The 23,815-nt window shown below is 59.7% G+C and carries 19 protein-coding genes; 8 read left to right on the top strand and 11 right to left on the bottom strand.

What is annotated here, in order from left to right; translation table 11 throughout:
• Positions 1-66: 66 nt before the first annotated feature.
• On the bottom strand, positions 67-3,525 hold the full coding sequence (gene mfd / locus ACR3E7_RS06110; RefSeq protein WP_480502463.1) for a transcription-repair coupling factor: 3,459 nt from the start codon (positions 3,523-3,525) through the stop codon (positions 67-69).
• 21 nt (positions 3,526-3,546) lie between these two features.
• Positions 3,547-4,071 carry a component of SufBCD complex gene (locus tag ACR3E7_RS06115; protein WP_170774303.1) on the bottom strand — a complete coding sequence of 175 codons (525 nt, stop codon included), beginning with the start codon at positions 4,069-4,071 and terminating at the stop codon, positions 3,547-3,549.
• A 108-nt stretch (positions 4,072-4,179) separates the two neighbouring features.
• Between ACR3E7_RS06115 and hemB the strand changes: the two genes are divergently transcribed.
• The 4 genes from hemB (at position 4,180) to ACR3E7_RS06135 (ending at position 9,030) form a co-directional block, all read left to right on the top strand.
• Positions 4,180-5,178, top strand: coding sequence for a porphobilinogen synthase (gene hemB / locus ACR3E7_RS06120; protein WP_480502464.1), 999 nt, complete (start codon positions 4,180-4,182; stop codon positions 5,176-5,178).
• A 140-nt stretch (positions 5,179-5,318) separates the two neighbouring features.
• A complete protein-coding gene (locus ACR3E7_RS06125; protein WP_170774306.1) occupies positions 5,319-5,891 on the top strand; it encodes a lipid-binding SYLF domain-containing protein in 573 nt (190 codons plus the stop codon).
• A gap of 173 nt (positions 5,892-6,064) precedes the next feature.
• Positions 6,065-8,527: a penicillin acylase family protein gene (locus ACR3E7_RS06130; RefSeq protein WP_480502465.1), complete on the top strand. Its 2,463-nt coding sequence runs from the start codon at positions 6,065-6,067 to the stop codon at positions 8,525-8,527.
• A gap of 107 nt (positions 8,528-8,634) precedes the next feature.
• Positions 8,635-9,030 carry a nuclear transport factor 2 family protein gene (locus ACR3E7_RS06135; RefSeq protein ID WP_170774310.1) on the top strand — a complete coding sequence of 132 codons (396 nt, stop codon included), beginning with the start codon at positions 8,635-8,637 and terminating at the stop codon, positions 9,028-9,030.
• A gap of 3 nt (positions 9,031-9,033) precedes the next feature.
• On the opposite strand, the gene hflX is transcribed toward ACR3E7_RS06135, so the two are convergent.
• The 4 genes from hflX to trkA all read right to left on the bottom strand — a co-directional run bounded on the left by hflX (position 9,034) and on the right by trkA (position 13,585).
• Complete coding sequence (gene hflX, locus ACR3E7_RS06140) at positions 9,034-10,305, bottom strand: GTPase HflX (RefSeq protein ID WP_480502466.1); 1,272 nt, start codon at positions 10,303-10,305, stop codon at positions 9,034-9,036.
• On the bottom strand, positions 10,305-10,544 hold the full coding sequence (gene hfq / locus ACR3E7_RS06145) for an RNA chaperone Hfq (RefSeq protein ID WP_005982826.1): 240 nt from the start codon (positions 10,542-10,544) through the stop codon (positions 10,305-10,307). The genes hflX and hfq overlap by 1 nt, the downstream gene beginning before the upstream one ends.
• 126 nt (positions 10,545-10,670) lie before the next feature.
• Complete coding sequence (locus tag ACR3E7_RS06150; RefSeq protein ID WP_170788678.1) at positions 10,671-12,209, bottom strand: TrkH family potassium uptake protein; 1,539 nt, start codon at positions 12,207-12,209, stop codon at positions 10,671-10,673.
• Positions 12,209-13,585 carry a Trk system potassium transporter TrkA gene (trkA, locus tag ACR3E7_RS06155; RefSeq protein WP_170788679.1) on the bottom strand — a complete coding sequence of 459 codons (1,377 nt, stop codon included), beginning with the start codon at positions 13,583-13,585 and terminating at the stop codon, positions 12,209-12,211. The genes ACR3E7_RS06150 and trkA overlap by 1 nt, the downstream gene beginning before the upstream one ends.
• Positions 13,586-13,681: 96 nt before the next feature.
• Between trkA and ACR3E7_RS06160 the strand changes: the two genes are divergently transcribed.
• Complete coding sequence (locus tag ACR3E7_RS06160; RefSeq protein ID WP_480502467.1) at positions 13,682-14,161, top strand: hypothetical protein; 480 nt, start codon at positions 13,682-13,684, stop codon at positions 14,159-14,161.
• 12 nt (positions 14,162-14,173) lie between these two features.
• Here ACR3E7_RS06160 and ntrX read toward each other — a convergent pair whose 3' ends face one another.
• The 5 genes from ntrX to dusB all read right to left on the bottom strand — a co-directional run bounded on the left by ntrX (position 14,174) and on the right by dusB (position 21,417).
• The gene (ntrX, locus tag ACR3E7_RS06165; RefSeq protein ID WP_170782496.1) at positions 14,174-15,583 is read right to left on the bottom strand and encodes a nitrogen assimilation response regulator NtrX; all 1,410 of its coding nucleotides are present in this window, start codon (positions 15,581-15,583) and stop codon (positions 14,174-14,176) included.
• The gene (locus ACR3E7_RS06170) at positions 15,580-17,868 is read right to left on the bottom strand and encodes a sensor histidine kinase NtrY-like (protein WP_480502468.1); all 2,289 of its coding nucleotides are present in this window, start codon (positions 17,866-17,868) and stop codon (positions 15,580-15,582) included. Before ACR3E7_RS06170 ends, ntrX begins: the two co-directional genes overlap by 4 nt.
• Positions 17,869-17,967: 99 nt before the next feature.
• Positions 17,968-19,335 (bottom strand): response regulator, encoded by a 1,368-nt coding sequence (locus ACR3E7_RS06175; protein WP_170774324.1) that lies wholly within the window; start codon positions 19,333-19,335, stop codon positions 17,968-17,970.
• A 34-nt stretch (positions 19,336-19,369) separates the two neighbouring features.
• Positions 19,370-20,437 carry a two-component system sensor histidine kinase NtrB gene (locus tag ACR3E7_RS06180; RefSeq protein ID WP_170788681.1) on the bottom strand — a complete coding sequence of 356 codons (1,068 nt, stop codon included), beginning with the start codon at positions 20,435-20,437 and terminating at the stop codon, positions 19,370-19,372.
• Entirely contained in the window at positions 20,434-21,417 is a 984-nt protein-coding gene (gene dusB / locus ACR3E7_RS06185; RefSeq protein WP_480502469.1) for a tRNA dihydrouridine synthase DusB, read from the bottom strand. Before dusB ends, ACR3E7_RS06180 begins: the two co-directional genes overlap by 4 nt.
• A 183-nt stretch (positions 21,418-21,600) precedes the next feature.
• Between dusB and ACR3E7_RS06190 the strand changes: the two genes are divergently transcribed.
• Genes ACR3E7_RS06190 through ACR3E7_RS06200 form a run of 3 tightly spaced genes read left to right on the top strand, consistent with a single transcriptional unit; the run spans position 21,601 to position 23,704 of the window.
• Positions 21,601-22,731, top strand: a complete 1,131-nt coding sequence (locus tag ACR3E7_RS06190) for a bifunctional 2-C-methyl-D-erythritol 4-phosphate cytidylyltransferase/2-C-methyl-D-erythritol 2,4-cyclodiphosphate synthase (RefSeq protein ID WP_480502470.1) — start codon at positions 21,601-21,603, stop codon at positions 22,729-22,731.
• Positions 22,728-23,225 carry a phosphatidylglycerophosphatase A family protein gene (locus ACR3E7_RS06195; RefSeq protein ID WP_480502471.1) on the top strand — a complete coding sequence of 166 codons (498 nt, stop codon included), beginning with the start codon at positions 22,728-22,730 and terminating at the stop codon, positions 23,223-23,225. Before ACR3E7_RS06190 ends, ACR3E7_RS06195 begins: the two co-directional genes overlap by 4 nt.
• Complete coding sequence (locus ACR3E7_RS06200) at positions 23,222-23,704, top strand: CinA family protein (RefSeq protein WP_480502472.1); 483 nt, start codon at positions 23,222-23,224, stop codon at positions 23,702-23,704. Before ACR3E7_RS06195 ends, ACR3E7_RS06200 begins: the two co-directional genes overlap by 4 nt.
• The last annotated feature ends 111 nt before the right edge of the window (positions 23,705-23,815 follow it).

Below are 23,815 nucleotides of genomic sequence, written 5' to 3' on the forward strand. Positions count from 1 at the left end.
CTGGCCTTAAATATCCGGGGGGACGCGCAACACGCGCAGCGGGCGCAGCGCCCCCTTCCACCGGTTTCAACTGGTTTTGGACTTCTTTTTCTGGGCGATGACTTTCTCGGCCAGATCACGGGCAATCGCAAACGCCCCCTTGATCTTGTCACCGTCATTCTTCCAGTCCCGCCGCACCACAATCTTGTTGTCTTTGACCTTAGCCATGCCACGTTGGTTTTGGATGAACTCGACCAACCCTTGCGGAGACGCGAATTTGTCGTTGTGGAACTGAATGGTAGCACCCTTTGGGCCCCCATCCAGCTTGGCGATACCTGCGCGTTTGCACATGGCTTTGATGCGAACGACCAGCATCAAGGTGTTTACCTCTTTCGGCAATTTGCCGAACCGGTCGATCAGTTCGGCGGCGAAGCCTTCCAACTCGACCTTGGTCGACAGCGAGGACAAACGGCGATAAAGGCCCAGACGCACGTCTAGATCGGGTACGTAGTCGTCGGGGATCAGAACCGGGACACCCAGATTGATCTGCGGCGCCCATTGATCATCGGCATCCGACAGCCCTTCCATCTCGCCCGCTTTGATCTTGGCAATCGCCTCTTCCAGCATCGACTGATAAAGCTCGTAGCCCACGTCGCGCATCTGGCCGGATTGTTCTTCGCCCAGCAGATTGCCCGCGCCGCGAATATCCAGATCCTGAGAGGCCAGCGTGAACCCGGCGCCCAGCGTGTCCAACGAGCCCAGAACCCGCAGACGTTTCTCGGCTGTGGCTGTCAGGCGGGCACGAGGCTTGGTGGTCAGGTAGGCGTAGGCGCGGGTTTTTGAACGTCCCACCCGGCCTCGGATTTGGTAGAGCTGCGCCAGGCCGAACATATCGGCGCGGTGTACGACCATCGTGTTCGCGGTAGGAATATCAAGCCCGCTTTCCACAATCGTCGTAGCCAGCAACACATCGTATTTGCCATCGTAAAAGGCGTTCATCCGATCATCAAGCTCACCTGCCGCCATCTGACCGTGGGCGACCACACAGGTCAGTTCCGGCAGTTGTTCCTTTAGGAACTCTTCGATCTCAGGCAAGTCCGAGATACGCGGAACCACGTAGAAACTCTGCCCGCCGCGATAGTGTTCTCTCAGCAAGGCCTCGCGGATGGTGACCGCGTCGAACTCACTGACATAGGTGCGGATGGCTAGGCGGTCGATGGGCGGCGTACCTATGATCGACAGGTCGCGCACGCCTGTGAGGGAAAGTTGCAATGTCCGCGGGATCGGCGTGGCGGTCAGGGTCAGGACGTGGATGTCGCTGCGCAGCTGTTTCAAGCGCTCTTTGTGGCCGACGCCGAAATGTTGCTCTTCGTCAATGATCAGCAGGCCCAGATTGTTGAACCGAGTACCTTTGGCCAGCAATGCGTGAGTACCGATCACGATATCCACGGTGCCGCGTGCCAGCCCGTCGCGGGTTTGCTGCGCTTCTTTCGCTGAAACGAAACGAGAGAGTTGCCGCACTTCAAGCGGGAAACCCCGAAAGCGTTCTTTAAACGAGGCCGCGTGCTGTCGGGCCAGCAGCGTTGTCGGCGCGATCACCGCGACCTGAACGCCCGACATGGCGGCGACAAAGGCGGCGCGCATTGCGACCTCGGTCTTGCCGAAACCCACATCGCCACAGATCAGGCGATCCATCGGCGCGCCGGAATGCATGTCTTCCATCACCTCGGAAATCGCGCGCAGTTGGTCGTCTGTCTCTTGATAGGGAAAACGAGCGCTGAACTCTTCCCATGCGTGAGGCGGCGGATCCATCACAGGAGCCTTTCGCAATGCGCGTTCGGCTGCGATACGGATTAGCTTGTCCGCCATCTCGCGGATGCGCTCTTTCAGCTTGGCCTTTTTGGCCTGCCATGCGCCGCCGCCCAGACGATCCAGCAGACCTTCGTCATGGCCGTATTTCGACAGTAGTTCGATGTTTTCGACCGGCAGGTACAGCTTGGACTGTTCGGCGTATTCCAGCAGCAAGCACTCATGGGCAGCACCAGCGGCGGTGACGACCTCCATCCCCTGATAGCGGCCGATGCCGTGATCCACATGCACCACGAGATCACCGGGGGTCAGGGATTGAGTCTCAGTCAGGAAATTTTCGGCCTTGCGGCGCTTCTTTGGCTGGCGGATCAGGCGGTCGCCCAGCACGTCCTGTTCAGCGATAACGGTCAAGTCGGGGGTTTCAAACCCATGCTCCAGCGCCCAGACGGCCAGATGCAGGCCCCGTTTGCCGACGCGGGTGCCGTCGGTAACGGGGATCGCCTCGGCCAAACCTTCGTCTTCGATCAACCCGGTCAGACGTTCGCGCGCGCCTTCGGAATAGGAGGCGATCAGCACCGGGCCTTGGGCCATCTTGTCGGTGATGTGCGCGGCCAGAGCGCCAAACAGGCTGATGCTTTCCTGCTGCCGCTCAGGCGCAAAGTTACGCCCGATCCGCCCGCCCGCGTCGATCACACCCGGCCCACTGGCCTGTGGCAGCGGGCTGAATTGCAGCACCCGACGATCACCGACCGCTTGCTCCCATGCGGCATCATCCAGATAGAGCAATCCAGGCGGGGTCGGCTTATAAACCGTATCCATTCGGGACCGGTTTTCCAGCGCCAAACGCCGGGTCTCATACTGATCAGCAATCGTATCCCACCGCGCCAGACGCGCGGGTGTGACCTGATCATCCACAGTGATCGTTGCGTCGGGAAGGTAATCGAACAGCGTTTCCAGCTTTTCGTGAAAGAAGGGCAGCCAGTGTTCAATGCCCTGATGTTTGCGCCCTGCGCTGACCGCCTCGTACAGAGGGTCATCGGTGCCCGCCGCGCCGAACTCGATACGATAGTTCTGGCGGAAGCGCGTGATGGCGGCATCGTCCAGAATGACCTCGGACACCGGAGCCAATTCTACTACGTCCAGCTTTTCGGTGGTGCGCTGCGAGACGGGATCAAACCGGCGTGCGCCGTCCAGAACGTCTCCGAACAGGTCCAGCCGCACGGGGCCGGTTTCGCCCGGAGGGAAGATGTCGATGATGCCGCCGCGAATGGCATAGTCGCCGGGTTCCATTACCGTGGGGCTTTGGGTGAAACCCATGCGGACAAGGAAGTTGCGCAGCGCGGCCTCATCCACGCGGTGGTCCACACGTGCGGTAAAGGCCGCCTCGCGCAGAACCTCGCGCGCGGGCACCCGTTGGGTGGCCGCGTTCAACGAGGTCAGCAGCACAAACCGATCGGGCATCTGATGCACCAACGCCGCCAACGTCGCCACGCGCGCGGCTGCGATATCTGCGTTGGGCGAGACCCGGTCATAGGGCAGACAATCCCAGCCGGGAAACACAAAGACAGGCATATCCGGCGCAAAAAAGGCAAGGGCTGCTCGCATCGCCTCAAGCCGTTTGTCGTCGCGCGCCACATGACACACCGGCCCGCCGGACCGGGCGATCTCGTTCAGGACAAGCTGTGCGTCAAACCCTTCGGGGGCGCCGCCAACCGTGACATGGTTCGGAGCCTTCATCGCCTAACCTTTCCGAATTCTCTATCCCAGAACGCCGATGGAAAAGTTCTGATACATACCCCAAAGCGAGGTAATCAAGATCGAAATCATCCCCACGATCTGCGTATAGATCCTGCACCGCGTGAGGGTTTTCGCCACAAAGGCCAATTCAGGTTCAACCCGGCTCAACTTGCGCGCGGCCGAGATATTGATGAGCGTTACCAACACCAGTGGAAACATCAGTAAAAACACCGCCTGCGCAAATTCCACGCCATAGACAAAGCCCAGCATGGCCAGCCCGGTGAAGAAAAAACAACTTAGCCCCAGCAGCGCAAGTCCCGACACCTCGACAATATAAAGCAGCCGATTGCGGTTGATCCGGACGATGTCAAGCAGATCCTGCTCGCTTTGCCCTCCGATCCGGCGGGCGCGCTGAACCAGATCAAACGGCACACCCATCGACCAATGGCTGGCGGTCGACCACAAAACGGCCAGCCCGATCCAATACCACAGGTTCGAAAAGCTGCGCATATCGATGATTTCGAAAATCGAAGAAAATAAGTCCACGCGTCAGCCCTTTAATTCACTGTCCTGAGGGACCCGCGTCGATCGTTACCCTTGAGACTACGCCGAATTCATGCCACCCAATGCACGAATATTCAAGGAGAGCGCGACATGAAACCTACCATCGCCCCTTATCCCCTGACGCGCTTTCGCCGGGCCCGCCAGTCCGAAGCCATCCGCGGACTGGTGCGCGAGAACGTTCTGACCACAGATGACCTGATCTGGCCGGTGTTTGTGCGCGATGGAGAAGGCGTGGAAGAAGCCGTGCCTTCGATGCCCGGTGTCGTCCGCCGCTCGGTCGATATGATCGCACAAGCCGCTGTTGAGGCTCAAGCATTGGGGATTCCGGCGATTTGCATCTTTCCCTATACCGACCCAAGCTTGAAAACCGAAGATTGCGCCGAGGCGTGGAACCCCGACAATCTGTCGAACCGGGCGATCCGGGCCATCAAGTCCGCCGCCCCCGATATCGCGGTTATGACGGACGTCGCGCTGGACCCTTACAACATCAACGGTCACGACGGATACGTCGTGGATGGCGAGATTGTGAACGATCAGACCGTCGAGGCACTGGTCAAAATGACGCTGGCGCAGGCCGAGGCCGGGGCTGATATCATCGGACCATCGGACATGATGGACGGACGCATCGGGGAAATGCGCCGTGCTTTGGAAAACGCCGGGCATCACAACGTGATGATCCTCAGTTATGCCGCGAAATATGCCAGCGCTTTTTACGGGCCGTTCCGCGATGCCGTGGGCGCATCGGGTGCGCTGACCGGAGACAAGAAAACTTATCAAATGGATCCCGCCAACTCGAACGAGGCTTTGCGATTGATCGAGCGTGATCTGACCGAGGGCGCAGACATGGTGATGATCAAACCCGGGATGCCCTATCTGGATATCTGTCGCCGTGTGAAGGACGCCTTTGGCGCGCCCACTTATGCCTATCAGGTGTCAGGCGAATACGCGATGGTTCAAGCGGCGGCGCAAAACGGTTGGATCGATGGAGAAAAGGTGATGCTGGAAAGCCTGCTGGCCTTCAAGCGCGCGGGCTGTGACGGCATCCTGACCTATTTCGCCCCCACGGTCGCACGCCTCTTGCAAGGATAAAATTCCAGTGTGACGCGGTTTTTCGCCGATTGTGATGAGTGCGGCGGCAGCTTTCCCGTGACAGGACGCCGCAATCGGCGTAGTCTTGCACATAAGATCGGGATCACCCGGCAAATCAGGCAGTTATACAGAGAAAACATATGAGCAGTTCCAACCTTCCCCGACTGAACCGTCGTGGCTTTGCGCTTGGCATGGCCGGTCTGACCGTGACCGCCGCCTGTGGTAATGGCGTCGGCAATTCCAATGCGGCAACGATCGACGCTCGCGTCGATGCGACGTTGACCGAAATGTATGCGAGCTATCCCAACACTGTTGAGATCGCCAACAAGGCTAATGGTATGCTAGTCATGCCACTGATCACCGAAGCAGGTTTTGTCTTCGGCGGCGGTTTTGGGCGTGGCGCGCTGCGCATCAACGGGGCAACAGTAGACTACTACTCAGCCGTCAAAGGCACCGCCGGCTTACAGATCGGCGCCCAGCAGTATGCGCATGTTCTGTTCTTCATGACACAAGATGCGCTGAACGACTTCCGCCGCGCCAGCGGTTGGACCGCCGGAGCCGACATCGGCTACGTGGTCAGCGATCAGGGTGACAGCCTTTCGACCGACACGACGACACTGCGCTCGCCTGTTCTGGCGGCTGTGTTTGGTCAAGCGGGTCTGCAAATCGGGGCGACCGTCGAGGGCACAAAATATACGCGGATCATTCCGTAAAGCTGAAATACCACCCCCTCGCTAAGTGCCCGTCATGGCCCAACGGTTGTGGCGGGGTTTCGCGTTTCTAAAGCAGAGTTAAACCTGCATATTTCGTGGCGTTCCTCTTTCGGTTGGTACAGCCTTCCTTTACTCTGCGAACAAGGTTTGACGGAACGGATTATGGACCGCAGATGGGTATAGTTTTTCGCTGGTTGGTGCGTATCACCTCGGCCCTTGTCATGTTGACGCTGGGGGCTGTGCTTCTGGTTTATTTCTTGGCCAGCCAATCCCTGCCCGAGTATAACCAGACCGTCGCCGTGCGGGGCGTGACCGCTCCTGTCGAAATCGTACGAGACACCGCAAATGTACCCCATGTTCTGGGTCAATCCGACCCGGATGTGTTCTTTGGGCTGGGCTACGCCCACGCGCAGGATCGTTTGTGGCAGATGACCGTCATGCGCCGCACCGCCCAAGGTCGCCTGTCCGAGGTCTTCGGTGCACGCACGCTTAATATCGACAAGCTGCTGCGCCGATTGGACCTGTACGGTCTGGCGCATCGCTCGTTTCAGGTGCAGGACGACTATACCAAAGCCGCCTTGCGGGCCTATGCGGCGGGCGTGAATGCGCGTTTGGACGAGATCAACGAAATGGCCCTTGGCCGCGGCGCGCCCGAGATGTTTCTGTTCAACGCCCCCGTTTCGCCCTGGCAGCCCGGAGACAGCCTTGCCGTCATCAAGCTGATGGCGCTGCAACTGTCCGGCCACCTTGAGGACGAGGTGCTGCGAGCGCGCACTTCGCTTATGATGAACGACTCGGCTCGGTTGGCCGATATCCTGCCCGATGTACCCGGTGCCGGGATCGCGGCTCTGCCGGAATATGCCACGCTCTTTCCCGGCCTTCCACGCTATGCCCAAGGCACGCCGATGCCCGATAGCCCGCTGTCACCTTTCCCCAAGCGCGGCCTTGCAGGCGCGTCTAACGCGTGGACAGCTGCCCCCTCACGCTCGGCTATTGGCGGCACGCTGTTGGCCAATGACCCGCATCTGGGTTTCACCGCACCCGGCGTCTGGTATCTGGCGCGGTTGGAGCTGGCCAAAGGCGGCGTGATCGGCGCGACAATCCCTGGTGTGCCTGCGGTCATGGCCGGGCGCAGTGATCGGCTGGGATGGGGACTGACCTCGTCCTATCTGGACGATCAGGATGTGCATATCGAACGGCTCAACCCCGACAACCCCGAGGAATACGAAACACCGGACGGGTTCAAAGCCTTCCGCGCGCGCCCCTCGATCATCGAGATCAAGGACGAAGCCCCGATCACCCTGACCCTGCGCTGGACCGAGAACGGGCCTGTGCTGCCCGGCAGCCACTATGATCTGGAAACGATCACTCCACCCGGTCACGTGACTTCATTGTCGTGGACCGCGCTGAGTGCGCAGGACACCTCCATGTCCGCCGCATTGGCCCTGATGAATGCCGACAGCGTGCGTCAAGGGATCGAAGCAGCCGAGGGCTATATCGCTCCGTCACAAAACCTGTCGCTGGTCGATCGGACCACCATCGGAATGAAACTGATCGGGGCCATGCCACGCCGCGCCCTGCGCAACCAAAGCCGGGGCCGTATCCCGACGCCCGGCTGGCTGAACGAGAACCGCTGGCAAGGTCGCCTGCCCTATGCCGACAACCCCGAATTTGTGGCCCCGGCGGGCGGCATTTTGGGCAATACCAACAACAAGATCATCGACCGTCCCTTTCCCGAACATGTTTCATACGAATGGGGCGACACACAGCGCATTCACCGCTGGCAGCGTTTGATGCAATCGCGCGAAGTGCACACCCGCGACAGCTTTATCGAGGCGCAGCTAGACACGGTCAGTTTCACAGCCCGCTCGCTTCTGCCGCTGATCGGTGCGGACCTGTGGTTCACCGGTGCCTCTGCACCCGAAGGCACGCCCGAACGCCAGCGCCAGATCGCGCTTGGTCTGCTGGCCGAATGGAACGGCGAGATGAACGAGCACCTGCCCGAACCGCTGATTTATGCCGCCTGGTTGCGGGCGCTACAAATCCGCCTGATCTCGGACGAGCTGGGCCCGCTAGCCGCAGAATACAAACATGTCGAGCCGCTGTTCATCGAGCGCGTCTACCGCGACATCGACGGCGCGTCAGTTTGGTGTGACGTCCGTCAAAGCGCACCGGTCGAAACCTGCACTGACATGGCGCGACTGGCGCTGGACGATGCGCTGATCTGGATTTCCGAGAAATACGGTGGCGCGCTGGAATCTCTGCGTTGGGGCGATGCACATCAGGCCACCCATGATCACCCGGTTCTGGGCTCGGTTCCGGTTCTGCGGTTCTTCGTAAATATCCGTCAATCCACCAGCGGCGGCGACAATACTTTGCTGCGGGGGCGCACATCGGGCGAAGGGCCAGACCCATTCCAGAACGTACATGGCGCGGGGTATCGGGGCGTCTATGATTTCGCCGACCCTGACAGCTCGGTCTTTATCACGGCCACAGGTCAGTCGGGCCATTTCCTGTCGCGCTACTATGACGATCAGGCGCAGCTGTGGCGGCGCGGGGAATACATCCCAATGTCGCTGGACCTTGATCTGGCGCGTGCGGCGGCGGTCGGCGTGACCCACCTGACCCCGCGCTGACACCGGGTTTTAGGCAAGACATTGCCCTGAAAACAAGGTTTCGTGGACGCAGACCCTTGTTCTGGCTTACGATCTCAAGGTGAAACGATTTGAGACCGGGGGAATTGATGGCCAGTATTAGAGATACGATGAACAATCTTGCGCGCGACTATGCAATCGCGTGGAGTTCAGGCGACCCGGACGCCGTTGCAAGTTTCTATGCACCCGACGGGCAAATCATCATCAATCGGGGCGAGCCCATTGTCGGTCGCGCTGCGGTGGCCGAGATGGCACGCGGGTTCTATGCCGACTTCCCGGATCTTGAAGTGCGCTGCGACATGCTGCGTTGGGCGGGGAGCCACGCCATCTTTGTTTGGACCCTTGAAGGGCACCATGCACAGACCGGCAACCACGTCGTTGCCCGAGGCTGGGAAGAATGGGAACTGACCGCGGATAACAAGGTCAAATCCTCGCTAGGCTGGTTCGATGCTGACGATTACCAGCGGCAGATCGACGGGGCATAACACCTAGAGGGCGGCGAACTGAGCCGCCTGTTTATCCGTCCACAAGACGGTGATCTGAAAGCCATCCTCAGTCTGCTCCTCGGACCGCACGACGTCCTGACGGAACAGCCACGCGCGTTTGTCGCCCTCGGCAAAGCTGAGCGTCAGGGTGATCTCGTGACGGACGCCTTGCAGCTTGGTGGCGATCTCGGTCAGCAGCGCGTCAACCCCGTCGCCAGTCACCGCCGAGATGGCAAAAACCGCAGGATCACGCTCGGCGCGGGCTATGGCGGCTTCGCGATTGTCGGCGGTCAACAGGTCGATCTTGTTCCAGACCTCTAGCCGGGGGCGCGCGTCATCCACACCCAGCGAGGTCAGGATCGTTTCGACATCGCGGGCCTGTTCGTCAGTCTCTTCATGGCTGATGTCGCGCACATGCACGACGATATCCGCGCCCAACACTTCCTCGAGCGTGGCGCGGAAAGCCGCCACCAGCTCGGTCGGCAGGTTCGAGATAAAGCCCACCGTGTCTGACAGGATCACCTCGGGGCCATCGGGCAGCTCTACCCGGCGCATGGTCGGGTCAAGCGTGGCGAACAGCATGTCCTTGGCCATCACCTCGGCCCCGGTCAGACGGTTGAACAGAGTGGACTTGCCCGCGTTGGTATAACCCACCAACGCCACAATCGGATACGGCACCTTGGCACGGGCCGCACGGTGCAGGGTGCGGGTCTTGACCACCTTCTGCAACTGCCGCCGCAAGCGAACAAGTTGTTCGTCAATGGCGCGCCGGTCGGCTTCGATCTGCGTCTCGCCGGGGCCGCCGACAAAACCCAATCCGCCGCGCTGTCGTTCAAGGTGGGTCCAAGCGCGCACAAGACGGGTGCGCTGGTAGCTGAGCGCGGCCATCTCGACCTGAAGCACACCCTCGCGGGTACGGGCGCGGTCGCTGAAAATCTCAAGGATCAGCCCGGTCCGGTCGAGGATTTTAACCTTCCACGCTTTTTCGAGGTTTCGTTGCTGAACGGGTGTCACCGGGCCGTCGATCAGCACCAACTCAATTTCATTGTCATGTAGCCGCTCGGCCAGTTCTTCGATCTTACCACTGCCGAACAACAACCCGGCCTGCGCCCGCGGCAGGCGCACGATTTCAGAGCCGACCACGTCGAGGTCGGGCAACGCAGCGGCCAGTGCAACCGCCTCTGCCAGCGCCGGTTCGGGGACACGACGCTGTTCATCTGACTTGATTTCCGGATGCAGCACCCAGGCACGGGTGCGCGTCCTGTCATGTTCCATCAAGAGGCGTCTTCGCCCTCATACAGGTTGATCGGCTGTGATGGCATGATGGTCGAGATCGCGTGCTTATAAACCAGCTGCGACTGTCCGTCGCGGCGCAACAACACGCAAAAGTTATCAAACCACGTGATCACACCTTGCAATTTCACACCGTTGATCAGGAAAATTGTGACCGGGACCTTTGCCTTACGTACATTGTTCAGGAACGCGTCCTGCAGATTCTGTCTGTCCGAAGCCATATTTTTATAAACTCGCCATTGTTCTTGCTACGCGCTGCGGACCAACGCGCTCCCTCTGGCGGAGTATGGAGTGTCGTTAACCGAGTTTCCAGATGAAAAATCAATCATTAACACGAGTGTTGATTCTCAGTCCCGCCAGAGCGTGGGCGTAATCAAGGCAATAATGGCCAGAGTCTCCAATCTGCCAATCACCATCGCCGCGCACATGGTCAGCTTCGCGTTTGACGAAAGGTCAATCAGGCGCAGAGGTACATCGGTTGCCAGTTCGATCAGCGGACCCGTGGTGCTGAGCGCCGCGACCGTCAGCACCATCGCCTGTTCGAACCCCGCCCCCATCGCGGCCAGCAACATATTGAACAGCGCGGCGGTCAAAGCGAACATCATCAAGAAGATCCACGCAATGAATGCACCATCGCTTTGAATACGTCGGTTACCGCCGCCCACCCCACTGACCGAGGATGGGTAGATCAGCCGGTCAATCTCGCGCGCGCCGTTCAGATAGAGCGCAAACACGCGCAGCAGTTTGACCCCACCAGCGGTCGTGGCGACCCCGCCGCCGATCAGGGCAATTCCCATCAGGATCAGACCCGGCGTGCCAAGGCCAGACAGTTGCTGCGCATCGTTCCAGTTCGCGCTTTCAAACCCTGCCGTGGTCAAAAAGGACAAGCCTGTAAAGAGCATACCCCAAATCACATTGACCGCCTGCATCGGTTCTAACCGGTTGCCGATCTCATTGACCCCCAGCCAAACCCGGACGAACAAAAGCGCAGCGACGGCGCCAACGATCATCAGTCCGATGCGAAATTCCGGGTCTTTGTCCAGGCGCGAATAGCCGGTTGTTGCGGTGTCGGTCGAAAAGGTTAGGCGCGACAAGGCGAAGAACAGAAACAAGAACAGGATCGCCTCACCCGTGATTCCGGCCTGCGCGCCCTCCATTCCGCCGACCGGGGAAATCCCCGAGGTCGCCATCGTACTCATGGCGTGGCAGATCGCCGTCAGACCCTGCTCGCCCGCAATCAACAGCAGCAGGCAGATCACAAGCGTCAGACCGGCATAGATCGGTGTCAGCGTCCGCGCGACCCGGATTAGCCGCCCGCGCGGGTCAACCTTTTCGCTTTGCGCCACACCCGAGACCGGACGACCGGGTTGGCCACGCGCAGTAACCTCGAACCCGCCTAGCGACAAAGGGGCCAGGATCGCGGCAGCTGAAATCCACATCAGCAGGCCACCCATCCACCCCACTTGCGCGCGCCAGAAATGCAGAGGCGCGTTCAGACGATCGGGGTCGGGAAACAGGTCGGCGCCGGTTGTGGTCAAGGCGCTGACCATATCGAAATAGGCGTTCAGAAAAGTGGTATTCCCCAAAGCGTCATGCAGCGGGATTGCCAAATAGAGGGGCAAAACGGTGAAACAGGCCAAAAGCACCGCCAACTGCCCCAAGGTCCCCCTGCGCGGCACACGGTTCGATGAGGCCAAAGCAATGATGGCCACAATAAATAGCCCAAGAAACCCGGAATAGAAGAACGAGCGCGAGGTGTCGTGATCATCCAGAACCAGCGCATAAATCGCGGGTATCCACATGGACAGCGCGGCAATGGCCCAGATCAGCAGAAACAGCGGCAAGCGCCGCACCAATCCGATCCGCTGTGTCCGCGCGCGCTCCATCAGAAGAAATCAATCGAAACCTGCATCAAGCGCTCGACCTCGGGCACGTCCTTGGCCATAGCAAAAATCGCCAGCACGTCTTTCTCTTCGATCCGCAGGCTGCCCGTGGGGCGCAGCAACTCATCACCTTTGCGAACAGCCCCGACCAGAACGCCCTCGGGAAAGTCGATGTCACGCAGCTTTTGCCCCGCCATGGGAGAGGTCGACAGAACCTCGGCCTCGATCACCTCGGCCTCGGCATCGCCGATGGAATAAACCTGCCGCACGCGCCCATGGCGGATGTGGCGCAGGATCGAGCTGACAGTGGTGGCGCGCGGGTTGATATAGGCGTCAATGCCCAAAGGTCCCATCAAGGCCACCATGCTGGGATCATTGATCAGTGCAATCGCCAGCGCACAGCCCTCGGCCTTGGCCCGCACGGCGGCCAGCAAGTTGGCGCGGTCGTCGTCAGTGACGGCCAGCATAGCGTCGGCACGCTCGATCCCGGCCTCGCGCAACAGCGCGGAGTCCAAGCCATCGCCGTTCAGAACAATCGTGCGCTCCAACGCTTCTGCGGCCAGTTCGGCACAGCTGCGGTCGCGTTCGATGATCTTGGCGCGCACCCGGCTTTCGCGTTCCTCAAGCGTCCTCGCAACCTCGAGACCGACATTGCCGCCGCCCACGATGACCACGCGGTCCTGTTTCTTTTGCGCCTTGCCGAAAACCTCCATCGTGCGGTCGACGTCTTTTACGTTGGCAAAGACATAGCATTCGTCACCAACGAACAGCTGGTCCTCGGACTCCGGGGCAAACAGAGTCCCCTCGCGCCGCACCCCAACCACGATCGAGCTGAGGGTCGAGAACAGATCGGTCAACTGACGTAGGGGCGTGTTTACGATCGGGCAATCCTCGTCAATGCGGATGCCCAAAAGCTGCGCCTGCCCGTCCATGAACATCTCGGTATCAAAGGCCGAGGGGGCCGAAAGGCGGCGCATGGCGGCGGCGGCCACCTCGCGTTCAGGGCTGATGACCACGTCGATGGGCAAGTGATCGCGGCGATACAGGTCGGAATGGATGGCCTGTAAATAGGATTTAGACCGCAATCGGGCAATCTTGCGCTGGATCGAAAAGACAGAATGCGCCATCTGACAGGTGACCATGTTCACCTCATCGGAATGGGTGGCGGCGATGATCATATCCGCATCACGGGCGCCCGCGCGCTGAAGTACATCAGGATAGCTGGCAAAGCCGGCAATACCCTGAACGTCCAGTGTTTCCGTGGCGCGACGCACCAGGTCCGGGTTGTTGTCAACCACTGTAACGTCATTCAGTTCGCCCGACAGATGCCGCGCAATCTGCCAGCCAACCTGACCGGCCCCGCAAATGATGACCTTCATATACCTGGCCCTTCTGCCTGAAAGGATTGAATGACAGATGGCCCCAAAACGGTCAATCGAATTGTCATTTCCGCCTGCCGAGGGCAAGATAAGCCTATGAAAACAGTTGCCCGTTTCCTGATACCTGTCTTTGCGTTGACCTCATGCGGTCCGCTTTCGATGTATTACCAAGAAGGCGCAAGCGTTTCGCGTGTGCAGACCGAGACTACACAATGTCAGGTTCAGGCACTGGATGACGCTCCGGTGGCGACCCAGGTGCGTCAAGGCCCCCCCACCTATTGGCCGGGCCGTACCCGCTGCGACGGACGCGGCAATTGTTATCGCACAGCGGGATGGTGGCAGCCTGGGCAGATCTACACCGTGGACGTCAATAAAGGCCTACGCGACCGTGTTGAAGCACAGTGCATGGCGGCCAAAGGGTATCGCCCGATCAGCCTGCAACCATGCAAGCAACGGATAAAAGCCAGTGTACCACCCGCACGCACGACCCAATTTCCGCCGATCGGAACCGAGTCCTGCTTTGTTAAATTCGACGACGGATCGTTTCAGATCATCACACCCGGCCAGACGGGGTGAAGGACCGGCGGATTATTCCGCCGGCTCCGGTTCGTCCAGTTGCGCCACCCTTGCGCCCGATTTGTTCGACGTCACCACACCCAGTGATTTCAGCTTGCGGTGCAGCGCGCTGCGCTCCATCCCGACAAAGCTGGCGGTGCGGCTGATATTGCCGCCAAAGCGGTTGATCTGGGTCAGCAGGTATTCCCGCTCGAACGCCTCGCGGGCTTCGCGCAGCGGCAAGGTCGCCAGCGCGCCAGACAGAACAACGCGGCCGGAATCGTCGGCCTTTTCATCCTCGGTCGGCAGCTCTTTAGCCTCGATCGGCCCCGTGCCGTCGCCCAGGATCAGCACCCGTTCGATCAGGTTTTTCAACTGACGCACATTACCCGGCCATGTCATGGTCTGCAGCAAGGCCACCGCTTCTTCGGAAATCTCGCGAACCGGCAGGCCCTGCGTTTCGTTGCACATCTCGATGAAATGCTGGGCCAAAACCGGAATATCTTCGCGCCGATCCTCAAGCGAGGGCACGTCGATCGGCACCACATTCAGCCGGTGATACAGTTCCTCGCGGAAGCGATCAGCGGCAATCTCGGCATCCAGATCCTTGTTGGTGGATGAGATCACGCGCAAATCCACCCGAACCTTGTCCGACCCACCGACACGTTGGAATTGCTGGTCGACCAGCACGCGCAGGATTTTGGATTGCGTGCCCAACGGCATATCCGCGACCTCGTCGAAATAGACCACACCGCCATGCGCCTCTTCCAACAGACCTGATTCCACCCCCCGGTCCGAGGATTCGCGGCCAAACAGAACTTCTTCCACGCGCTCGGGTTCGATCCCGGCGCAGTTTACGGTCACGAAGGGCGCGTTGGCACGGTTTGAATGCGCGTGGATATAGCGCGCCGCGATCTCTTTGCCCGACCCTGCCGGGCCGCTCAGCATAACGCGGCCGTTCGATTTTGTGACCTTGTCCAACTGCCCCTGCATCGCTCGGAACGAGGCGGATTTGCCGATCATGTCGGAATTTGTCACCTCTTTGCGCTTGAGCGAGGCATTCTCGCGGCGTAGACGCGATGTTTCCATTGCGCGGCGGATGACCACCATCAACTGGTCAATATTGAAGGGTTTTTCGATAAAGTCATAAGCCCCCTGCTTGATCGCCGCGACCGCAATTTCGATGTTGCCGTGGCCGGAAATAATCACCACCGGCACATCCGGGTTGTCACGTTTGACGGCTTTCAAAATATCGATCCCGTCCATCCGGCTGTCCTTCAGCCAGATATCCAGAATCAACAGCCCCGGCGGTTCCGAGTTGATCTGGGCCATGCACTCATCCGAGTTGCCCGCCAAGCGGGTCGTATAGCCCTCGTCCTCCAGAATGTCGGACACCAGTTCGCGAATATCGCGTTCGTCATCTACGATCAGAATGTCGCTCATCTTTGGCCTGCTTTCAGTTTGTTTGTTTGAATTGCCTGCTTTTGGGGCGCGTCAGACGGGGAAAAATTACCCGCTGGTAAACGGATCACGGCCATCGCGCCAAAATGCTCCTGTCCGTCGAAGACCGGCGCGTCTTCCAAAGTCAGCGCGCCGCCATGTTCTTCGATAATCTTTTTGACGATGGGCAGGCCCAAACCTGTCCCAGCATCCCGCGTTGTCACATACGGCTCGAACAGGCGCGCCCGATCTTCGGGCAGGCCAATGCCGTTGTCTGCAATTGTGATGACGGTACCCGCGTCATCGCTTTCTACGTCCACTTTGATTTGTGGCTTCAGGTTCTCGGGGGGGCCTTTTTGTTTAAGGGTTTCTATGGCTTCCCCGGCATTCTTGATCAGGTTCGTCAGTGCCTGGTTCAACATCGTCGCATCCAGATCAGCTGGGATCGGATCATCCGGCAATTGCGCCGTGATCTCGACATCGGGCTGCCCTGATTGCTGCAACAAAACCGCCTCGCGTACCAGATCGACAACGTTTTCCTCACGCCGATCGGGCTCGGGCATCCGTGCGAATTTTGAGAATTCGTCCACGATCCGCCGCAGATCATTGGTCTGCCGCACGATCACATCGGTCATGGATACAAGGCTATCGCAATCCTCTTCATCCAGCTTGCGCGAGAATTTGCGTTTGATCCGTTCGGCGCTCAGTTGGATCGGGGTCAGCGGGTTCTTGATCTCATGCGCAATGCGTCGCGCCACATCGCCCCACGCGGCCATCCGCTGCGCGCTAACCAGATCGGTCACGTCATCAAAGGCGACAACATAGCCTTCCAGCCCGCCATCCTCACCCCGTCTGGTTGCCATCCGCACCAGCAGGTTTTCAAGACGGCCCTTGCGCGTCACCTTGACCTCACCCTGAACGGCTTCCTGCCCGCTTTCCTTAAGGCTTTCGAACAAGGGCAGAAACTCGGGCACCGCTATGCCAATCGCCAGCGTTTCGTCCCCGCGCGACCAGTCCAACAATCGTTCCGCCGAACGGTTCACCAGTGTAACGCACCCATCGGGATCGACACCAACAACGCCCGACGTGACCGAACTGAGCACCGAATCGAACAACCGACGACGACGTTCGATCTGGCGGGTATTTTCCAGCAGAGTGTCGCGCTGTGCATTGAGTTGCCGCGTCATCTGGTTGAAATAACGTCCCAATATGGCAATCTCATCGTCGCTGGCCTCTTCGATGACTTGAACGCTCAGATCACCGGCCCCCACACGTTGCGCCGCTGTAGTAAGCCGTCCGACGGGACGCGACAGGCGCTCGGCAAACCACATACCCAGCGACATCGCCGCCAAGATCAAAATGACCGCAAATCCCAGATACAGCAGACCAAATTCGAACAGTACCCTGCCCCGTTCGCTTTCAAGCTGTTGATAGAACTGCACCGTTTCCTTGGTGTCATCCAGCAGCGTCAACAACTGACCATCCACCTCGCGGCTGACATAGAGATACCGGTCCAGATAGGCGCGTAGCGGCACGAGCGCCCGGAATTCACTGTTTTGCCAATCGTCGATGATCAGAAGGCCTGTGTCAGAGGCCTCTACGATCTGCTCGGGCGTCGGTGCCTCATAGTTGAACAGGTAAGACCGGTCACCGCGCGACTTTATTTCCCCTGCTCCGTCAATGACATAAGCCTCACGCAGCCCACGCTGAATTTGCGATTGTCCTTGCGCAAGAACCGCGCGCAATTCCGCGTCCGAGATATAGAAATCCACCGCGCGCGCATTGTTGAGGTACAGCGCCAGAACCGTTGCGTCCTGCCGCAAACCTTCGCGGTGCTCCTGCTCATAGGCTTCGGCGGCGGTCAGGGATGAGCCAACAACCTGCCTCACCCGGTCCGAGAACCAGCCCTCGAGACCGATATTTACCGTCAGGCCAGCGAAAATCGCCACCGTCACTGTCGGCACCAGTGCGAGCAGGGTAAAGGCACCAATCAGACGCAGGTGCAGACGCGATCCGGCCGATTTCGCCCGGCGCGCGGCGATCAAACTGCCCAATTGGCTGAGAACCAGCGCAGCAACCACCAGCACATAGACCAGATCTGCCAACAGAATCAAGCGCAGCGACGGCGCGGTTGTGCCCAAGTCAAAGGGACCGATGACCAGATAGGTCACCAACGCCAGAACCGGGCCCAGAAGAACCAGACCCAAGGTGCTAATATTGCGCAGCTTTCGGGATTTCCGCCACCGATTAATCGATAGGATCAGCCCGCTCTGTGCTCGGGATGCCACCGTCTGCCCTCATCCTGATGCGCCGTTTTCACGGCAAACCGCCATATTTCGTGGTCCTTGTCGGGGTTAAACCCGAATGCCACGCTTTGTGTGGCGATATTACATCAGTTTGCGGCGGCGTGTCACCTGAATATCGAGGTCTGTGATCTTTTTCCGCAGCGTATTCCGGTTAATCCCCAGAAGATCAGCACATTTTGCCTGATTTCCGCCGGTTGCATCCAGGGCCAACTCGATCAGAGGGGCCTCTACCTCGCGCAGGATGCGTTGATACAGGCCCGGCGGCGGCAGAATATTGCCGTGCAAGTCGAAATACCGCCGCAAGTGACGCGCGACCGAAGTCGACAGTTTCTCGCGCTCACCATCGCCCAGAACAGGTTCGGCTTCGGGCTGGCTGCCCAGAACCGCCTCGACCTCGGATTTCGAGATTTCATCGGCGCGGCTGGTCAGGCTGAGGCGGCGGATCGCGTTTTCCAACTGTCGCACATTTCCCGGCCACGAATAGCGCCGCACCAGCTCTACCGCATCCGGGCTGAGCCAGCGTTTGGTGCCGTGTTCGCGCTCTTCCCGCGCCAGAAAGTGGTCGGCCAAAAGGGTGATGTCATCCACACGTTCGCGCAGCGCAGGCACGTGGATTGTCGCGCCGCACAGACGGTAATACAGGTCCTGACGTACGCGCCCGCTCTCCATCGCGTCGGTCAGGTCCGACTGGCTGGTGGCCATAAAGCGTGGGACGTGGTCGCCGGGCGTGTCCATCATGCGGACGATGCGAGCCTGCAGTTCGTCCTCGATATCGGCAATCTCGTCGATCAGCAACGTCCCACCTCGAACCCGCGCCATCACCCGTGCAGGACCTTCCAGATCGCGCAAATCAGCGGCTGTTGCCGTGACAAAGGGCAGTGTGCGACGGTCCGAGAAATCATGAATAGCCCGTGCAATCAATGATTTACCTGTTCCACTTTCACCAGATATCATCACCGAAAGATCAGTGTTCATCACCCGTGCGACCAACCGGTACAGCGCCTGCATCACCGGGGTCCGCCCGACTAGGGGCAGTTCTTCTGGGCGGTCCTGCGCCGGTTCGCTGGCGTCGGTTTGCACGCGCTGTTTCTGCTCCAGCGCCCGCGCGGTCCGTTTCATCAGATCAGGCAGGTCAAACGGCTTGGGCAGATAATCATAGGCATCGGCCTCGGCCGCCTGAATCGCCGTCATGATCGTGTTCTGGGCCGAGATCACGATGACAGGCAGGCCGGGTCGGTCCTGCGCGATCTTGGGCAGCATCTCCAGGCCATTGCCATCCGGCATAACGACATCTGAGATCACCACATCGCCTTTCCCTTCGCCAACCCAGCGCATCAGCGTGGTCAACGAAGAGGTCGCGTGCACCTTGCACCCCGCCCGCGTCAGGGCCTGTGTCAAAACGGTGCGGATCGTGCGGTCGTCATCTGCGACCAGTACTGTTCCATCCATTGGGTGCTCTCCTTAAGCTCTTGTCGGCTTTGTCCTACGTTGCATCCTTCGGTGCCCGCCTCAGCGAGATACGAAACACCGTGCGGCCCGGCACCGAGTCGGCGGAAATCCAGCCGTCATGGTCCGAGATGATCTTGCTCACCAGCGCCAGCCCGAGGCCGGTGCCGTTTTCCTTACCCGACACGAAAGGGTCGAAAATATCGCTACGGATTTTCTCGGGCAGGCCCGGACCATCGTCGATGATCTCAACCTGCAGGGGCAACGAATGGCCCGAGCCATCGCTGCGCCGCAGGCGGAAGGAATGTTCGAAATACGTCCGCAGACGAATGGTTCCGCCTTTGGAATCAGCTGCTTCCGAAGCATTCTTCAACAGGTTCAGAATGACTTGAAGGAATTGATCGGGGTCGCCATAGGCCAAAGGCAACGAGGGATCGTAGTCCTCGATAATCTTCATATGCGCGCCGAACCCCAGCAGCGCAGACCGTCGCGCGCGGTCCAGAACGTCGTGGATATTGACGGGTTTGAAGTCGGGCTCCGACAGGTTTCCGAATTGCTCGACCTGTTCCAGCAGCTTTACGATACGGCGACTTTCGGCGACGATAAGATCTGTTAACTCAAGGTCTTGCTGAGAGATATTCATGCTCAGCAACTGCGCTGCGCCAGTGATGCCGGCCAGCGGGTTCTTGATCTCATGCGCCAACATCTCGGCCATACCAATCGCCGACTGCGCCGCCGATTTAACCGTATTGCCCCGCGTCATCCGCCCCGCCAGCTCGCGCGGTGAGATAATCATGATCATCGACCCCGGATGCCCAACCAAAGGGGCAATCTGTAGCGCGCATTGCAGCGGCGCACGATTACCCGATCCCGCATCTACATCATTCACGAACAGGGGTGTTCCCTGTGCCCGCGCCCGCTCGAACGCTTCCTCGAGGGGGGCATCAACCGCGATCTGATCCCACACCGGGTGCCCGATCACCGATTTACGCGAGGCGTTCAGGAAGCCCTCTCCGGCTGAATTGACGTCGGATATCCGATCGTCGCCATCAATGATGAAGGCTGGTACCGGAAGCGAAGTCCAAATACTCTGGTCCGAATTCATGCAACCGCCTCCACTTGCGTCCCAAGCGCGTCACCCAGCAGGCGGATCACCTCATCCGTATCGCGAGAAGTCAGAACAGCGCGGCGCAAGGCTGCGGGCGTTCTAGCCTGATCCATGTACCAACCCAGATGCTTACGCGCGACGCGCAGACCCAGATCGGTACCGTAAAAGCCCAGCATCGCCTGATAATGCGTTCGCACCATCTCGATCAGGTCATCGCCCTGCGGCACCACCGGTGCCGGCGCGCCATAAAGATCGTGGCATACTCGCGCCAGGACCCAGGGCTGACCCTGAGCGCCCCGCCCGATCATGACGCCATCCGCGCCTGACTGGTTCAGAGCTATTCCCGCTGTTTCTGTATCCACGATATCCCCGTTTGCAATAACGGGGATATCGACCGCCTCTTTCACCGCACGGATGGCCTGCCAGTCCGCCTGCCCCTTGTAGAACTGACAGCGCGTGCGCCCGTGGATCGTCACCATTTGCACCCCTGCCTCCTGCGCGCGCCGCGCGACGTCCGGCGCGTTCAGTAACTTGTCGTCCCACCCCAACCGCGTTTTCAGCGTGACCGGAACATCGACCGCCGCGATCACCGCCTCGATCAATGTCAGCGCATAATCCGGCGTTTTCAGCAGCGCCGAGCCGGAATAGCCATTCGTTACCTTTTTGGCGGGACACCCCATGTTGATGTCGATCACCCGCGCGCCCCGATCAACGACCTGCCGGGCGGCCTCGGCCATCCAGTGCGCCTCGCGCCCGGCCAGTTGAACGGCGGTGTTTTCCACGTCGGCCGACAGCTCGGCCCGTTCGCGCACGCCGGGTTTGGCCTGCACCATTTCCTGACTGGCGACCATCTCACTAACCACCATGCCCGCGCCAAAGCGCATTACCAGATCGCGGAACGGGCGGTCGGTGATTCCGGCCATCGGGGCCAGCAGAACCGGAGGGGTCAGGTCTTTTTCAGCGAGTTGCAGTGTCAACGTGCTTAATCCTTGGGCAGATGCGACTTAGATATCGAATTGAGCGTATATGAACAACAAATCGGCAACTGAAAAGCCCGCAAAATCATCACATGCTTAATTTTTAGGCGGGTTAACGCGGGTGATTGCCTCTGCATTCACCGCACCCTAAACATTGCCCTGAATTTGCCGGAGACACTCCTTATGACCACCGCCGCCATTATCGTTGCCGCAGGACGCGGCCTGCGCGCCGGAGGGGGTATCCCGAAACAATGGCGGCCTCTAGCCGGACGCCGCGTCGCGGACTGGACGATCGAGCGGTTTCGTGAGCAGGTCGATCATATTGCGCTAGTTCTATCACCTGATGACCAAGAAGCGTGGGCAAAGCTCGCCGAGTCGGGCCTGATTCTGGCCGCAGGCGGCGCAGATCGCGCGGGATCGGTGCGCAAGGGGCTGGCCGCCCTGAGCGGTTTGGATGTGACCCGCGTTCTGATCCACGACATCGCCCGCCCCTGTGTCAGCACGCAGACTATTCGCAACGTGTTGCAAGCGTTGGAAACTCGCCCTGCAGCAGCCCCCGGATTGGCGATGACAGACGCGCTCTGGACCGGAGATGGCGCAACCGTCACCGGCACACAAGACCGCAGCGGCCTGTTCGCCGCGCAGACGCCGCAGGGCTTTCACTATGACGCTATAGTCGCGGCCCATGCTGCGTATTCCGGCAGTGCCGCAGATGATGTCGAGGTTGCTCGGGCCGCTGGTTTGGACGTGGCCATCGTGCCTGGCGATGCGGACAATATCAAAATCACACGGCCCGAGGATTTTGCCCGGGCGGAACGCATATTGGGAACGAAAATGGATGTAAGGCTGGGCAACGGGTATGACGTGCATCGCTTTGGCGACGGGGATCATGTAATCCTGTGCGGCGTGAAAGTGCCGCATAGTCGCGGCCTTCAGGGGCATTCGGACGCCGATGTGGGGATGCATGCCGTGACGGATGCCATCTATGGCGCTCTGGCGCAGGGCGATATCGGCCAACATTTCCCGCCCTCGGACCCAAAATGGAAAGGGGCCGCCAGCGAGATTTTCCTGCGCCATGCGGTCGAACTGGCCGCGACGATGGGATACGCGATCTCAAATGTTGATTGCACGCTGGTCTGCGAATACCCCAAGATCGGCCCCCATGCCGAAGCGATGCAGTTCGAGATGGCCCGGATCATGGGGCTGCGGACCGATCAGATCTCAGTCAAGGCGACCACATCAGAGCGGCTGGGCTTCACTGGCCGCAGCGAAGGTATTGCTTCTCTGGCTACAGCCTGTCTGGTGAAATCATGAACGCGGCACAATTGATCGGAACCGTCTGTGGCTTGGGTTATCTACGCCCCGCACCGGGCACGTGGGGGTCACTGGCCGCCCTGCCCTTGGCGTGGGTCTTTCATACACTGGGTGGTTTTCCCCTGCTGGTGATCGCCACGTTTGCGGTGTTCTTTGGCGGGCTCTGGGCGACCCGCGTGATGACCGCAGGGCAAGAGGATCACGACCCGTCCGAGATCGTCGTAGATGAGGTCGCAGGCCAGTTCATCGCGCTTTGGGCGATCTCTTACCCCTCCTGGGTGCATGGGATCGAGATCACGGCCCTCTGGCCCGGCTGGGTTGCAGGGTTCGTGCTGTTCCGGCTGTTCGACATCACCAAACCCGGCCCGGTGGGTTGGGCGGATCGCAAGGGAGATGCGATGGGCGTGATGCTGGACGATGTGATCGCCGGGGTGTTTGCCGCCATCGGCGTGCTGATCCTGGCCGGGATCGCGCACGGGGTGTTGGGACTTTGATCGTCGCCGCGTTACTGGACCGCGCCAAGGCGCAAGGTGTGATGATTGCCACTGCTGAAAGCTGCACTGGTGGCATGGTGGCGTCTGCTCTGACTGATATCCCCGGCAGCTCGGCCGTAGTGGACCGCGGCTTTGTCACCTACACCAACGCCGCCAAACGACAGATGCTGGGCGTGCAGGCCGCGACGCTGGATGCTTACGGCGCGGTCTCGGAAGAGGTCGCACGCGAAATGGCCGAAGGCGCGCTGCATCATTCACAGGCACAACTTGCCGTGTCGATCACAGGCATTGCAGGCCCCGGCGGGTCCGAGTTCAAACCCGAGGGCCGTGTCTGCTTCGGCCTTGCCGCCGATGGTTTGCACACACGGTCTGAGACAGTTGAATTTGGTCCGTTGGGTCGGGAAAACGTCCGGCGCGCGGCTCGAGATCACGCGCTGGGCCTGCTTTCTCAGGCGCTTTCTAGTATTGCTCAAAAATAGGGCATGTTGCTCTGATCGCCGCCTATTTAATCACCTTTTCACAAAAAGCCCCGAAAACAGGCTGCTTTTTGTGATGTTGCCTCTTTTTTCCTCGCCCCTGATCCGCTTCAA

The organism is Ruegeria sp. BK1, assembly GCF_056535645.1.

Excerpts from the sequence above, each read along its gene's own strand:
- mfd (WP_480502463.1), bottom strand. The coding sequence starts at position 3,525 with ATGAAGGCTCCGAACCATGTCACGGTTGGCGGCGCCCCCGAAGGGTTT.
- hemB (WP_480502464.1), top strand. The coding sequence starts at position 4,180 with ATGAAACCTACCATCGCCCCTTATCCCCTGACGCGCTTTCGCCGGGCC.
- ACR3E7_RS06125 (WP_170774306.1), top strand. The coding sequence starts at position 5,319 with ATGAGCAGTTCCAACCTTCCCCGACTGAACCGTCGTGGCTTTGCGCTT.
- ACR3E7_RS06130 (WP_480502465.1), top strand. The coding sequence starts at position 6,065 with ATGGGTATAGTTTTTCGCTGGTTGGTGCGTATCACCTCGGCCCTTGTC.
- ACR3E7_RS06135 (WP_170774310.1), top strand. The coding sequence starts at position 8,635 with ATGGCCAGTATTAGAGATACGATGAACAATCTTGCGCGCGACTATGCA.
- hflX (WP_480502466.1), bottom strand. The coding sequence starts at position 10,305 with ATGGAACATGACAGGACGCGCACCCGTGCCTGGGTGCTGCATCCGGAA.
- hfq (WP_005982826.1), bottom strand. The coding sequence starts at position 10,544 with ATGGCTTCGGACAGACAGAATCTGCAGGACGCGTTCCTGAACAATGTA.
- ACR3E7_RS06150 (WP_170788678.1), bottom strand. The coding sequence starts at position 12,209 with ATGGAGCGCGCGCGGACACAGCGGATCGGATTGGTGCGGCGCTTGCCG.
- trkA (WP_170788679.1), bottom strand. The coding sequence starts at position 13,585 with ATGAAGGTCATCATTTGCGGGGCCGGTCAGGTTGGCTGGCAGATTGCG.
- ACR3E7_RS06160 (WP_480502467.1), top strand. The coding sequence starts at position 13,682 with ATGAAAACAGTTGCCCGTTTCCTGATACCTGTCTTTGCGTTGACCTCA.
- ntrX (WP_170782496.1), bottom strand. The coding sequence starts at position 15,583 with ATGAGCGACATTCTGATCGTAGATGACGAACGCGATATTCGCGAACTG.
- ACR3E7_RS06175 (WP_170774324.1), bottom strand. The coding sequence starts at position 19,335 with ATGGATGGAACAGTACTGGTCGCAGATGACGACCGCACGATCCGCACC.
- ACR3E7_RS06180 (WP_170788681.1), bottom strand. The coding sequence starts at position 20,437 with ATGAATTCGGACCAGAGTATTTGGACTTCGCTTCCGGTACCAGCCTTC.
- ACR3E7_RS06190 (WP_480502470.1), top strand. The coding sequence starts at position 21,601 with ATGACCACCGCCGCCATTATCGTTGCCGCAGGACGCGGCCTGCGCGCC.
- ACR3E7_RS06195 (WP_480502471.1), top strand. The coding sequence starts at position 22,728 with ATGAACGCGGCACAATTGATCGGAACCGTCTGTGGCTTGGGTTATCTA.